Genomic DNA, 15132 nt, shown 5'->3' on the forward strand with positions numbered 1-15132 from the left:
TGTTATTAACTTGTTATATCACGCAAATATCTTTAGATAAAAGTTCCATTGATGACAAAAAGCGAACGTGGAGATAATTTTTTTCAATTTTAAATGAATAAATAGATTGATTACCATAATTAAATCGAAATAACTGATCAAAAGGTAAGATTATGACTCCCGAAATGAGCACTCACCACGAAGACGTTAAAATTTCTTATGGATACGCTCTTAAAATGTTTCTAGGTTGGTCAATTTTATATATGGGCACCCTGATTGGCTTTATTGAGTTATTACGTCGCAATCTCATATAAACAGTCTAACTTTTTGCCCTTTCGTTGAAGTTTATTCTAGAATAGGGGTTCAATACCTAGGATAAGATACAGCGTGGAAAATATTACACAGCGACAAAGTGGTGAGCGAGCAGTTTTAGTTAGTATCTCTGTTCAAATGCTCGATGACCTTGATGCTGAAGAGTTCCAATTGCTCGCACAATCCGCAGGTGCAGAAATTCTTGAACATATTTCTGTACAAAGAAATAAACCAGATCCTAAATTCTTTATTGGTTCTGGTAAGGTAGATGAAATTGCTGAATTGGTACAAGAATTAGAAGCTGAGTTAGTCATTTTTGACCATTCGCTCTCTCCTGCTCAAGAACGGAATTTGGAACGCATCCTGAAATGTCGTGTAATTGATCGCACTGGACTTATTTTAGATATTTTCGCCTTACGTGCCCGTACACATGAAGGTAAACTTCAAGTTGAACTTGCACAACTCAAACACTTATCCACTCGCTTAATTCGCGGTTTCACTGGGAATTTAGAACAACAAAAAGGTGGTATTGGTCTTCGAGGTCCAGGTGAATCACAATTAGAAACAGATCGTCGTCTGATTCGTGTTCGAATTACTCAACTCAAAGACAAGTTAGTTAAAGTACAACAAACTCGATTACAAGGTCGTGCAGCACGTCAGAAAGCGGCGATACCGACCATTTCTTTAGTCGGTTATACCAATGCTGGAAAATCGACTTTATTTAACATCTTGGCAAAAAGTGATGTCTATGCAGCAGATCAATTATTTGCAACCTTAGACCCAACTTTAAGACGTTTGGAATGGGATGGTATTGGTACCGTTGTTTTAGCTGATACAGTTGGTTTTGTCCGCAATCTTCAACACGACTTAGTTGAATCTTTCAAAGCAACCTTAGAAGAAACTTTAGAAGCAACATTGCTATTACATGTTATTGATAGCAGTAGTCCCAATATGGATGAACAAATTGAAGCCGTTGAAAGCGTGTTAAAAGAAATCGGAGCAGATGCCCCTATTTTGCATGTCTATAATAAAATTGATCTCAGTGGTGATGCAGCAAAAATCATCTACAAAGCCCCCGATGTTCCAGATCGAGTTTATGTCTCAGCACATTCAGGACAAGGACTTGAATTATTGAGTCAAGCTGTTCAACAATGCCTTATGGGACAGTTACAACACTTCGATTTAGTTCTTAAACCTGCCTACGGTAAACTACGCACTCAGCTATACACTCTGAATGTTATTCAATCAGAACATTATGATGAGCAAGGTAATTTACAGTTAACCGTGTGTATGGCACCTAATAAACTTGAGCAGCTGATTAAACAAGCTCATTTGCCATTCGATGAAATTCTGGGACAAAAAACGACTCTTTTCCAACGACCATTGGAAGAGTTCGAGCTAAATGACACCACCATATCGCATTAACAGCGACCTTGAGAATATAGATACGAGTTTAAGAGAAATGAAAGATATAGATTGGACAGCTTGGTTTTGCACGATCCTGTTAATTATTGTGTTTCGTGAAGGTGCTGTTGCAATTACCAAAGTCTTTCACCATCCTGAATTAGGTAATTTAGTAGGTCTTATAGGTTTATTGGTCACATTATTAATATGGAGACGTTTCAGAAAAATCTCGAATCGTCTCATTGATACCAATAACAAAATTATGAAAGAGAGTGCTTTCGCCTTTCTTCCCATTTGTGCTGGTTCATTAATTATGTTGGTACATTTGGGCAAAGAAATTCCAATGTTTTTGTTTGTATTAACTCTCAGTACTTTATTGCCATTGTGGATTTACGCAAAAATGGCAAAACGCTGGTTATAGGAGTCTCTAAATATGTTCATGATTATTTATGGCTTTATAATCACGTTAGTTAGCTATCTGATCGCTAAACCACTGAATAAACGTATGCCACAAATTCCACTGATTGTCTTTGCGATGTTTATCGTGATTGGTTTTCTGGCTGTCTTAGGAATCCCCTACGAGCAATACATGAAAAGTGTAAATGATGTTTTTAATCATTTACTAGGTTATGTCACCGTTGCATTAGCAATTCCATTGGCTGCAATGCGCTATGATGATTTACCCCTCAAGTCTATGCTCGGTATTTTATGTTTTGCCAGTATCAGTGCGGTCGCTTTACCAATGGGACTTGCATATCTTTTGCATATGTCTGAACCGACAATCTTGGCTTTTGCAACTCGTGCAGTCACCACGCCTATCGCATTAAATATTGCAACCTTACTGCATGCTCCTTTAATGATGGTGACCTTGATTGTAATTTTATCTGGCGTGATTGGTGCTGCATTTTCTCCATGGATTCTGAAGCATATTCATGATGAGCGTGCATCAGGTTTGGCTTTAGGTTTAGCTGCACATGCGATTGGTACAGCACAAGCTTGGCAACGTGGTCCTGTCACTGGACGCTATGCTGCTTTTGGTATGGCTGTAAACGGTGTATTTACAGCGATTTGGCTGCCTACATTTATCTTGTCTTTATCTTAAAATTTGCCGCAAATATCACATAAAGATTGAACTAGTTGCCACAAATCCTACATAATAGAATATCAAACGTTAAAAGGATTTTTAATGATGGGCAAACAACTTATAGGTGCATTATTTTTATCAGTGATCAGCAGTTTTTCATTTGCAAATGACATTACAGGAATTTGGCAAAGCATAGATGACAAAACTGGCGCACCTAAAGCATTGATTGAAATTCGTGAAGAAGCGAATGGCACATATTCAGGAAAAGTCATCAAACTTACGCCTCGTGCAGGATATACACCTAAGGAAACTTGTGTAAATTGTCCAGCGCCATATACCAACAAACCTATTTTAGGTATGGATGTGGTAACAGGTTTAAAGCATGGTGAAGGTTTGAACTATACCAATGGTCGTATTCTTGATCCAAATACGGGCAAGATTTACAGTATGAAAGCGAAATTAAGTTCAAATGGAAAACGATTACACTTACGTGGATACCTCGGTGTTTCTGCTCTTGGTCGTAATCAAATTTGGATCCGCAATGATTAAATCTTGAAGAATATCGAGCATCTAGTCCCATACTACAACTTATTTAAGACTACGGTTCAGCACTAAAAAAGCCTCATTAATGATCATTTAATCATCATGAGGCTTTTTTATTTCTAGTAAAAAATCATTGAAATTTCAAATATTAAAATAATTAACAATTGTAAAATAATGATTGAATCTATTGTTAGTAATCCGAAATAATAGCTAAACAACAATCATGGCTGAGAGGCTCAAACATGTATAAAAAAGGTATTACATTTTTCATTTTATTTAGTCTTGGCCATTTCGCTTTTGCTCAAGATATTACGGGTATTTGGCAAAGTATTGATGACCTTACGGGTGCACCTAAAGGCCAGGTCGAAATTACCCAGGAAGCGGATGGCACCTATACAGGCAAAATAACCAAAATCACCCCACGTACAGGTTACACACCGAAAGAGTTCTGTACGGGCTGCCCTGCCCCTTATACCAACAAACCGATTGTCGGTTTAAATGTAATTACCAAGCTTAAGCACAAGAGAGACCTCACCTATACAGGTGGACGAATTCTCGACCCCAATACTGGCCGTGTATATAGCCTGGCAGCAAAACTCAGCTCAAATGGACAACGCCTACATCTACGGGGCTATGTCGGGGTTTCTGTATTGGGACGCAGCCAGATCTGGATTCGAGTAAATAATAATAAAGCTGCCGAATAATACAAAAGAAGCCCTGATGATCAGGGCTTCTTTCTATGACATTTAAAGATTATCGACCTTGCAATTTTGCATAATCCAATAAAACATTTGCAGCTTCAGTAATAAAAGTTTCTTCCTCAGGTAGCGATGGACGAAGATGAGCTTTCATTTTTGCACGTGACTCAACCAAAGCATCTATTGAAGCTTGATAACTTTCCCAATTTGCATAAGGAGCCTGTCCCGTCGCTTTACGACGTTGGTTTTCTGCATCTAAAGTTTGCTTCTCAAGATCTATCAATTCCGCTCGACGTTGATCAATATCCAATACTACTTTCTTTTGATCAGCCGTTTTTTGTGAAATTGCTTTACGCTCCTCTAAATACTTAAACTGCGGATCAAGTGCTACACGTTGCTGAGATAACTGAGTTAACTTCACTGTATACGGCTGAACTGAACCTTCACGTTTAAATGGCGCAGTAGGAATGGTATCCCATTTCAAGGCATTCTTAGCTTTACGCTCACCAAATTCATCGTTATAAATATCGACCAATTTAATATCAGGAATCACGCCTTTATTTTGAGTACTTCCACCTGTAACGCGATAAAACTTACGCTGTGTTAAGGTCGCCTGACCATGTGCCAAAGAATCTAGTTGAACTTGGGCTGTACCTTTACCTGTGGTAGTACTACCAATAATGATACCGCGCTCATAATCTTGGATCGCTGCAGAGTAAATTTCACTTGCAGATGCAGATGCTAAGTTAACTAGAACCGCCATAGGTCCTGCATAAATTTGCTCGCCCCCATCAGTATCTTCAAAGACATTCACATTACCGTTGCCATCTCTGATTTGTACCACTGGTCCAGATTTAATCACTTGTCCAAGCATACGAGCAACTTCTTCTAAAGAACCACCTGGATCATTACGCAGATCGACTAACACACCTTCTACTTTTTGTGCTTTTAATGATTCAAACGCTTTTGCAGTATCTTCAGACACAGAGCGATATTCAGCACCAGCACGACGTGAACGATAATCAAAATAGAATGATGGAATTTCTATGACACCAAAAACATGCTTTTTGCCATCTCGATTGATTTCAACGGTACGTGAACGAACACCTGCATCTTCTTCTTGGATGACATCACGCACTAAAGTAACATTACGAGCCTGACTCATAGATGCCCCTGGACCAAGTAAGCGCACAACGACTTTTGTTCCACGTTTACCACGAATCAGACCAACAATCTCTGAACTCGGCCAACCAATGACATCAACCATTTTTTCGCCATCTTGGGCTACGCCAATAATACGATCGCCTGATTTGACTTGACCAGATTTACTTGCTGGCCCACCCTCTACGATGGTTTCAATTTTGGTGTAATCTTCATTGCCACGTTCAGGACGAATCGATACACCAATTCCTTCCAACTGCAAAGTTGTTTGACGATTCAGCTCCATTGCATCAATTGGTGGATAGTAATTGCTATGTGGATCATAGGTCGCCAACATTGCATTTAGAGTTTTATCTAAAACATCATCACTTTTTATACGACCTATTCTTTCTAACTGACGTGTATAACGCTTAGTGAGCGTTTGAACTGGCGTGAGGTCTTCTGGACCCGTCAAATCTTGACCATTGGCAAGAGAAGGATTTGCCTTTAATGCCTTTTGCTTCGCTTGCTCTTCTTCTTTACTGATCGTCAAATTGATCAACTGTGAAACTAGCATTTTCTGCCAATGACTTTGTTGATCTGCCGATGTTTTGAAATACGGCGCTTTTTCACGATCAATCTCAAGATAAACATCTTTTTGATTTAAGTTTTGTGGCTTCTTCAACTCTGCCAACATGTATTCATAAAACTGCTTCAAACGTTCACGATATTGAGCATGAATGGCATATGGTCCAGTCAAGTTCCCAGCTTTTAAAGCGCTACCAAAACTTGAGCCATATTTATTTTTATAGTCTTCAACTTCACTGCTTAAAAATAAAGAATGATCTGGATCTAAACTATCCAAATACATATCCAAAATACGATTAGATGTTGCCGCATCTAAACGCATATTTAAATAATGTTGGCGATCAACGAGTGTTGCTAACTGGCGTGCGACTAGTGCTTGTTCTTGTGAAGGTTTAATTACCGTCGAAACGACTGGCGACTCTGTCGCTGCAAATGCCTCATTTACAGTATGAGAGAAAAATAATCCACCAGTCGCTATTGCAACTGCACACGCTATCATTTGAAGTTTCATAAAATTTTGGTACTTCCTTGGATATGGCAATTATTACACGCTGATCGAATCGAGATGAACATATTTCATTCGTTTTTAACCAATGTGTCTACTTATCGGCTGTGTTAAATAAGTGACCAACAAGTATTTATCATCAATATCATGTAGTTTTATCATATTCTGTACTGACAAAATGTAGCAAATCATTGCACAATTTATCTATCGTTTTTTACATCAAAATTCAAACGGAATCTATATGATCGGCGCATTGATGCTAGATATTGCTGGCACAGAACTTACACAAGAAGATATTGAACTATTACAAGCACCGCAAGTCGGTGGAATGATTTTATTTGCTCGAAATATTGAATCACCTCAACAAGTACGTGCTTTAACCGATCATATGCGACAAGTTCGCCCTGACATTTTGATTGCTGTAGATCAAGAAGGTGGACGTGTTCAACGTTTAAGACAAGGTTTCACCCTACTTCCTGCAATGGGAAGACTTGGAGAACGTTACTTAGATCAGCCAGAACAAGCCGTTACTTTGGCTGAGCAATGCGGTTGGCTGATGGCAACTGAAGTACTGGCTGTAGGTATTGACTTCAGTTTCGCACCTGTACTGGATCTAAATGACATTAGTGATGTGATTGGTGATCGTGGTTTTGCTAAAAATATGCAAGATATCGTACCTCTTACAGCAGCCTTTATGCGTGGTATGAAAAAAGCAGGCATGGCAACTACAGGCAAACACTTCCCTGGTCACGGCTCAGTCAAAGCCGATTCGCATGTTGCAGCTGCAATTGATAGCCGCTCATATCAAGAAATTTATGACAAAGATATGCAAAGCTTTATTCAGCTTATGCCTCAATTAGATGCTCTTATGCCTGCACATGTGATTTATGATCAAGTTGATCCAAATCCAGCAGGCTTTTCTCCATTTTGGTTACAACAGATTTTACGCCAAGAACTAAAATTTGATGGTGTACTATTCTCTGATGACTTAAGCATGCAAGCCGCATGTGTTGCAGGTGGTGCAGATGCGCGTATTCAAGCAGCATTAAATGCAGGTTGTGACATGGGGTTGGTGTGTAATGACCGTGCAGCTGCATGTATCGCTTTAGATGGTATTGGAACATTGGCTTTACCAAATCAACAACGTTTAGAACGTATGCGCGGTAAAATTCCAAATATCGAAGTGGGTACTACACTCGTGTTAGATGAAAATTGGAACAACGTCAGAAAAGTCATTGAAGAGTTTAAGAATTCGTTTTAGCTTGCGATAAATAAAAGATGATTTAACTCATCATCTGATTGACCTGTTCAGGATTGAATGGGTCAACATCCTCGCGCAAATAGGTTGTGCATGGAAATAGAATAAAATTAAGAATTGAGTCTAGGACAGATGACACAACAACTTTCAAAACATCGCCACATATCATTTACTGCGCACTATACGGGATACATTTGGTATCAAATGGGGATTTCTCATCCTGTCTTTGCTACGGCGAAAGGAAAAACGCTGGCTGCGCTTGTACATCCAATCGAAAGCTGGGCTGAGAAATATGTTGGTGGCAGTATGCGCACAACGTTGAAACAACGCCATACGATGCTTGATCAGCATTTAGAAGATCTTATTCAAAAGTATCCAGACCTTCAGGTGCTTGAAATTGCGTGTGGATTATCACCACGTGGATGGTGGTTTAGACAGCACCACCCAAGTATTTGTTATCGTGAATTAGATTTGCCTGATATGGCAGCCACCAAACAAGCGGCACTACAACAAATTGAAACCGACGCTGATGATGTACTTTCTGTTGATTTATTTACCGAAGCCTTTGCTTCTGCATTTACCGTTTTTGATCCTCATCGTCCCTTGGTTGTGATCAGTGAAGGTTTAATCAACTATTTTGAAAAACCATTACTACAACAACTCATTCAAGCTATTACCAATTACGGTCGTGATTTTAAACAATTACATTATCTCACTGACCTTTATCCCGAACCCACCCAAAATAAACTAGCTACAATTATTTGGAATAGCAGCAGATTACTGAAATGGATGTCGAGAAGCGCTTTTAGCTTTCATTTCAAAACACCAAAAGAAGTTGAACATTTTTTCCACGAAGCAGGTTTTCATCAAGTTATCGTGCAACAGCCTAAACAATTTTTTGAAAATGTAACGTTGGAAAATTCAGAACAACATTTAGGTGATCTTGTATGGATGATTAAAGCATCAAATTCTTAAAATAAAAAAGTGGTCATATAGACCACTTCTTTTTTTACAATAATTAAGCTTGTTTCTGACGCTCAATAAATCGAAGCAAACGATCTGCAACTTCAAAATTGCCATGTTTAAATAAAATACGTAATCCTTGCTCAGTTGCACCAAAGATTAAGCATTCGATTTTAAAATCGCCCTCTTCATCAGATAAATGCAATGCAAGATCACGTGGATGTTGCTTCACAAACTCTAACTGCTCAAGTTGTTCTAACTTTAAGTAAACACCAAAGAAAGTAATATCAACAATTTCTACTGGCGCTTCTGTCACATCATGGCGATGTGATAATTTAGAATGAGGATTGAGTACAGGAATACGCTCTTCACCACGACGTTCAATTTTTTTCATTTGATCACGTGTCATGGTGATAATTCCATCAAGATTGTCGATGGATTCACCCTTTAAAAAAGACGTAAACAAATTCATGGTTTCTTTGCGACGCTGCAATTGAGGTACGTGATCGGCATTCGCAATTAAAGCAAATTCCATGTTCTCGCACTGAAGCGCAAAATCAGCATTTTCGTGAGGCAAAGTAAAGCTATCGTACTGTCCTGCAGCTACCAAAGTTTTACACTGAGGTACAGGTACATCACTTAAGCGCAACAAACGATTGCAGTTGATTTCATAACGCTCACGCTCTGTCGCGGTAAAATCTGCCATCTGTCTAAAGAACAAGCGCTTAGCTGTCGGAGACATCCGCGTTTTATCAAGCTTAGCATGATTTACAAGGTACAAAATCACTGCCTGACCAAACTCCTCCATGCGGTCTTCTCGCATGAGGTGAAGTGATTCTTCAAGTAGCATACGCCAGCTTTTACGGGTCTTTTGCATCACACCCATCAATACCATACGGTCAACCAATTCCGGTCGTTGATAGGCAAATGATGATGCGACAACCGAACCCAATGACATTCCCATCACGGAAACTTTCTCAATTCCGACGATATCAAGCCATTGACCGAGCATCTTAGACAAATCTGGTAATTCTAAAATTCCAGCGGACTCACCTGTATCAACATTGCGAATCTGCTGATTTGCACCCATTGACGGTAAGTCGATTAAAATAACAGGCCCACTCTCAAAGAGTTGCTCAACACAATACTTATAAGAGTTAAAGTTTTGAAATGCGCCCCCGACAATTACAATTGGCGTATTGTTGATCGTTTTAGGATCTGCAATTGCCATATATTCAATTTTCCAACCATCTATCCATGTTGTACGCGCTGGTTGTTTAAAACTGTTTTTATTGTAAATGTCGAAAAAACCAAAACCTGTATAGGTATGATTTAAATCCGAGTCCATTTGGATAATGGAATTCATATCCTTCCTCCATCCTTGTTTATTTTTCTGCTGCAAGAGTCTCATTTTTGGCGATTTCTACTTGCAAATTAACAAATTTATAAAATTTGTATTACATTTATCCTCTACATTTTTCATTCTATACAAATGCACGTTTTATACGCAATCATTTCCTTCACCACTCGTCCTGTTTAAAGCAATAATCTTTTGCAAAATATTTTATATTTAACATGTGCATCTCATTTATATAAGAAAAATTGCGCTAATTAACAATTTATAATTTCTTGAATTATGAGTTCAGGCTATTCATTGTTCTTCATTTGACTGTTACTATCATTATAAATACATGCAATCGTTAAAATGCTATGCAAGATTCTATTGAAAACTATATGCAACAGGTTGGTACTCAGGCACGTCGTGCGTCTCGAGTTTTAACTAGTGCATCCACTCATTTGAAAAATCATGCACTGTCTGCTATTTACACGGCTTTGGAAAATAACCAAGCGCAAATTTTAGCAGCCAATCAAATTGATATGGAAAATGGGCGCCAACGCCAATTAGATAATGCGCTTTTAGATCGCTTGGAATTAACCCCTGCTCGTTTTAAAGGGATGTTACAAGGATTAAAAGATGTCATTGCTTTGGTCGATCCTATTGGTGAAATCACAGATCTTGCTTATCGCCCCTCAGGGATTCAACTCGGAAAAATGCGTGTACCGCTCGGTGTAATTGGAATGATTTATGAATCACGTCCAAACGTAACACTTGAAGCAGCATCATTAGCTTTAAAATCGGGAAATGCCATTATTTTACGTGGCGGTTCTGAAGCACTTGAATCCAATAAAGCGATTGCAACAGCAATTCAACATGGTTTACAGGTTTCAGGGTTACCTGAACATGCAGTTCAAGTTATTGAAACATCTGATCGTGCTGCAGTTGGTCATTTGATCACAATGACTGAGTTTGTTGATGTGATTGTGCCACGTGGTGGTAAAAGCCTCATCGAACGAATTAGCAATGAAGCTCGCATTCCTGTCATTAAGCACTTAGATGGCAATTGCCATGTATTTGTTGAAGCTCAAGCAGATTTACAAAAAGCGTTACCAATTGCATTAAATGCCAAAACACATCGTTATGGCGTGTGTAATGCGATGGAAACACTTTTGGTTGATGAAGTGATCGCAGAAGAATTCTTACCGAGTATTGCTGAACTCTACGCAGAAAAACAAGTTGAACTACGCGGTTGCCGTGAAACTCAACGTATTCTTGGCGATTCAGTAAAAACGGCGACTGAAGAAGACTGGTACACAGAATACTTAGGGCCAATCTTGGCGATTAAAGTTGTCAGTGGCATGGATGAAGCGATTGATCACATTAATAAATATGGTTCACATCACACTGATGCCATCATCACTGAAAATTTCAGTTTAGCGCGTGAGTTCCTTGCACGAGTAGACTCAAGCTCAGTCATGATTAATGCTTCGACTCGTTTTGCAGATGGTTTTGAGTATGGTCTCGGTGCCGAAATTGGTATTTCAACCGATAAAATTCATGCACGTGGTCCAGTTGGCTTAGAAGGCTTAACGTCACAAAAATGGATTGTATTTGGTGATGGTCAAATTCGCCAATAAGATAATCCTAGAATAGATCGATCAAACACGATAAAGCATCATTTTGATCTTTATCGTGTTTTTATACAAAAGATACGATTAAAACAAACAAATCAATTAAAAGAACATTTTAATTTACAGACTATACTGATCAGATTCAATTATAAATCAGTTGTATAGGCTAAAGTCTATCTTCGCCTAAGTTACAACCCATGTTAAAACATTGCGCTTGATTCCACTGCCCCATGCGTTGCAGCAAGATCAAAGTGTTCGTCATAAAATTTAAAATCAGTTAGGTGTTCAAACGTGGCTAAATCTGTACTTGTAATTAACTGTGGTTCATCGTCGATCAAATATGCGCTTGTTTCAGAACGTCGTGAAGATCGTATTTATGGCTTGGCAGAAAACTTAGGCTCTGCTGATGCGCGTATTAAGGGGGTAACGGTCGGTGGAGAACCGCTTGAATTATCAATTCCACATGCAGACCATGCCAAAGCGTTGGAAACTTTGTTAGCTCGTTTAGCAAATTATAATCCTCAAGCAATTGGACATCGTGTGGTTCATGGTGGAAATCTAACGAAAGCCGAACTTTTAACACCTGAAATCGTGAAGCGTATTGAAGCTGCCACACCACTTGCACCTCTACACAATCCTGCGCATTTGATAGGAATCGAAGCAACCATGCGCTTATTCCCAGAATTACCGCAAGTTGCTGTTTTCGATACTGCATTCCATCAAACGATGCCTGAACGTGCATATCGTTATGCATTGCCACAAAATTTATATACTGAACATCAAGTACGTCGTTATGGCTTCCATGGAACTAGCCATGCCTATGTCACTGAACGTGCCAGCGAACTTGCAGGTGCCAAAAATCAAGGCGGCTGGCTCAGCGCTCACCTAGGTAATGGCAGTTCTACATGTGCAGTTTGGAATGGTCAAAGCCTTGATACCTCTATGGGTATGACACCTTTAGAAGGTGTAGTTATGGGTACACGTAGTGGAGATGTTGATCCAAGCTTACATTTATTTTTAGCTAGTAACTTAGGGTGGGATATTCAAAAGATCGACACCATGCTAAACAAAGAAAGTGGTTTACTTGGTTTATCAGGCTTATCCAATGATATGCGTACCCTTGTGGAAGCTTCTGAAAATGGTCATGAAGGTGCGACTCTAGCAATCGAAGTGTTCTGTTATCGCTTAGCAAAATCTCTGTCAGCTTTAAGTTGCGGTCTACCACGTTTGGATGGTTTAGTATTTACGGGTGGGATCGGTGAAAACTCAGCTTACGTACGTGAAAAAACGTTGGGATATTTACCACACTTCGGCTTACAGTTTAGTCAAGATAACAACAATGCCCTAGCACGTGGTACTGAAGGACGAATTGATGCTGGAACAGGTCCTCAAATTTGGGTTGTTCCAACCGATGAAGAAGGGCGTATTGCCAAAGAAACACGTCAAGTCATTGAACAGACTGCTTAAACCACAAAACAGTTAGACAAAAATTAAGGTCATTATGAATACAATTTTATTGATCCCTACAGGTGAAGGTGTTGGTTTAACATCAGCATGCTTAGGTATGATTTACGCATTGGATTGCAAAGGAATTAACGCAGGGTTTCTAAAACCTTTTTCACAAATTGCAGATACCACTATTGACCGTACTACTACGCTGTATAGTCACCTTTTTCAACATAAGTCAGTTGAACCGATTATTTATGAAAAGTTAACTCAACTAATTGCTTTAGGTGAAACTGACGAATTACTCGAAGAAGCAGTTGCCTTACATCGTCAAATCGCTGCAAATCATGATGTCATTATTGTTGAAGGACTTGTCCCAAATGGTCAGGATCATTTTGCTAGTGAAATCAATGCCGCACTTGCACAAGCACTAGATGCACAAGTCGTATTAGTCAGTACAGCTGATCTTGCAGACCCACGTAAAACAGCTGAAAAAGTTGATGCACATCTACGTCAATTTGGTGGTGCTGCATCAGCACGTACTACAGGTGTGCTCTTTATGCGCACCAAAGGACTTCCAGAAGGCACGGCTGAGATTCCTGTTACACTCGACCCAAGCTTACGTTTAGATGAAAAAATTGCAGAATTCTCAAAAGAACTGCAACGTTATAATCGTTTTATGGGCACAGATGACTTACCGATTATTGGTTTAGTCCCTTTTAGCAACATTCTGAGTGTTCCACGAAGTTTAGACATTGCATCGGTGGTTGATGGGACTTGGTTACACGAGGGTGAAGCAAAGCAACGTCGAATTCTCCATACCAGCTTGATTGCTTCAGATATCGAAGCCGAATTGCAAAAATTCGTTGCTGGTGAGCTGATCATCAGTGCAGCACAGCGAACTGACACTTTACTTGCAGCCAGTGTCGCAACTAGCAACGGGATTCCTTTAGCTGGATTAGTTTTAACAGAACAATCAGCCCCAGCGAATAACGTTCTAGAGTTCTGCCAAGGTGCCATAAAACAAGGTTTACCTATTTTACACACACCTTTAGATACGCTAGAAACAGCTCAGCGCTTACACCATTTTGGTAATGAAATCCCAGTCGATGATACTGAGCGTGCTGAACAAGTAACTCGCTTTGTTTCTAGTCATATTGATAATAACTGGCTTGATCAACACACTCAGAATAATCTACATCCACGATTATCCCCTTCTGCTTTCCGCTATGAGTTGGTACAAAAATCGATTGCAGCCAAGAAGCGTATCGTTCTACCTGAAGGTGATGAGCCACGTACTGTTCAAGCTGCTGCAATTTGCCAATCTCGCGGAATCGCGCACTGTATCTTGCTTGCAAAACCAGAATCAGTTGCTGAGGTTGCAAAAGCACGTGGCATTCAACTACCAAGTGATTTAGAAATTATTGACCCTGACAGCATTCGTGACCAATATATTGAACCGATGGTTGAATTGCGTAAAGGTAAGCTTGATGCACTACAAGCTAAAGCTCAACTGCAAGACACTGTGGTTCTCGGTACGATGATGCTAGCACTTGATCAGGTTGATGGTTTAGTTTCAGGTGCCATTCATACAACGGCCAATACTGTACGTCCAGCATTTCAATTAATTAAAACTGCACCAAATTACTCACTGGTTTCATCAATCTTTTTCATGCTATTGCCTGATGAAGTTTATGTATACGGTGACTGTGCAATTAATCCTGATCCAAATGCTGAACAGCTTGCAGAGATTGCGATTCAATCGGCTGATTCTGCAAAAGCTTTTGGTCTCGACCCTCGTATTGCAATGATCAGTTATTCAACAGGAACTTCGGGGACTGGTGCGGATGTGGAAAAAGTTGCAGAAGCGACTAAAATTGCAAAACAACGCCGCCCTGATTTATTGATTGATGGTCCTTTACAATACGATGCAGCATCCGTTGAAAGTGTCGGACGCCAAAAAGCACCAGACTCGCAAGTAGCTGGTCGCGCCAACGTATTTATTTTCCCTGACCTCAACACAGGTAATACCACCTATAAAGCGGTACAACGTGCTGCCAATGTTGTAAGTGTCGGCCCGATGCTACAAGGCTTAAACAAGCCTGTAAATGATTTGTCTCGTGGCGCTTTGGTCGATGATATTGTGTTTACCATTGCCTTAACAGCAATTCAGGCAAAGCAACAAGACTAGTCCGACCTTTTTGCAATAAAGAAAAAGCCATCACTTGATCAAAGGTGATGG

General features: G+C 39.7%; 12 protein-coding genes. 10 read left to right on the top strand and 2 right to left on the bottom strand.

Annotation, left to right across the window (positions count from 1 at the left end; all coding sequences use genetic code 11):
* The first annotated feature begins 366 nt into the window (after positions 1–366).
* The 5 genes from hflX (at position 367) to F948_RS12045 (ending at position 4026) form a co-directional block, all read left to right on the top strand.
* Positions 367–1716, top strand: a complete 1350-nt coding sequence (gene hflX / locus F948_RS12025; RefSeq protein ID WP_004909184.1) for a ribosome rescue GTPase HflX — start codon at positions 367–369, stop codon at positions 1714–1716.
* 37 nt (positions 1717–1753) lie between these two features.
* Positions 1754–2116 (top strand): hypothetical protein, encoded by a 363-nt coding sequence (locus F948_RS12030; RefSeq protein WP_005403212.1) that lies wholly within the window; start codon positions 1754–1756, stop codon positions 2114–2116.
* A 12-nt stretch (positions 2117–2128) separates the two neighbouring features.
* A complete protein-coding gene (locus tag F948_RS12035; RefSeq protein ID WP_004909187.1) occupies positions 2129–2797 on the top strand; it encodes an LrgB family protein in 669 nt (222 codons plus the stop codon).
* 87 nt (positions 2798–2884) lie between these two features.
* Positions 2885–3328 carry a DUF2147 domain-containing protein gene (locus tag F948_RS12040; protein WP_017397357.1) on the top strand — a complete coding sequence of 148 codons (444 nt, stop codon included), beginning with the start codon at positions 2885–2887 and terminating at the stop codon, positions 3326–3328.
* Between the two features lie 236 nt (positions 3329–3564).
* A complete protein-coding gene (locus F948_RS12045; RefSeq protein ID WP_004909191.1) occupies positions 3565–4026 on the top strand; it encodes a DUF2147 domain-containing protein in 462 nt (153 codons plus the stop codon).
* A 49-nt stretch (positions 4027–4075) separates the two neighbouring features.
* Here F948_RS12045 and F948_RS12050 read toward each other — a convergent pair whose 3' ends face one another.
* Positions 4076–6259, bottom strand: coding sequence for a carboxy terminal-processing peptidase (locus F948_RS12050; protein ID WP_004909194.1), 2184 nt, complete (start codon positions 6257–6259; stop codon positions 4076–4078).
* A 235-nt stretch (positions 6260–6494) separates the two neighbouring features.
* On the opposite strand from F948_RS12050, the gene nagZ reads away from it, so the two are divergent.
* Entirely contained in the window at positions 6495–7514 is a 1020-nt protein-coding gene (nagZ, locus tag F948_RS12055) for a beta-N-acetylhexosaminidase (RefSeq protein ID WP_004964208.1), read from the top strand.
* A gap of 129 nt (positions 7515–7643) precedes the next feature.
* The gene (locus F948_RS12060) at positions 7644–8486 is read left to right on the top strand and encodes a class I SAM-dependent methyltransferase (protein WP_004964213.1); all 843 of its coding nucleotides are present in this window, start codon (positions 7644–7646) and stop codon (positions 8484–8486) included.
* Positions 8487–8529: 43 nt separating this feature from the next.
* On the opposite strand, the gene F948_RS12065 is transcribed toward F948_RS12060, so the two are convergent.
* Positions 8530–9840, bottom strand: a complete 1311-nt coding sequence (locus F948_RS12065) for an alpha/beta fold hydrolase (RefSeq protein ID WP_004909199.1) — start codon at positions 9838–9840, stop codon at positions 8530–8532.
* A gap of 344 nt (positions 9841–10184) precedes the next feature.
* Between F948_RS12065 and F948_RS12070 the strand changes: the two genes are divergently transcribed.
* The 3 genes from F948_RS12070 to pta all read left to right on the top strand — a co-directional run bounded on the left by F948_RS12070 (position 10185) and on the right by pta (position 15081).
* On the top strand, positions 10185–11450 hold the full coding sequence (locus tag F948_RS12070; RefSeq protein WP_004964216.1) for a glutamate-5-semialdehyde dehydrogenase: 1266 nt from the start codon (positions 10185–10187) through the stop codon (positions 11448–11450).
* 285 nt (positions 11451–11735) lie between these two features.
* A complete protein-coding gene (locus tag F948_RS12075) occupies positions 11736–12911 on the top strand; it encodes an acetate/propionate family kinase (RefSeq protein ID WP_004964219.1) in 1176 nt (391 codons plus the stop codon).
* Positions 12912–12945: 34 nt separating this feature from the next.
* A complete protein-coding gene (gene pta, locus F948_RS12080) occupies positions 12946–15081 on the top strand; it encodes a phosphate acetyltransferase (RefSeq protein ID WP_004909207.1) in 2136 nt (711 codons plus the stop codon).
* Positions 15082–15132 lie beyond the last annotated feature (51 nt).

It is taken from the genome of Acinetobacter junii CIP 64.5, assembly GCF_000368765.1.
GTDB lineage: Bacteria > Pseudomonadota > Gammaproteobacteria > Pseudomonadales > Moraxellaceae > Acinetobacter > Acinetobacter junii.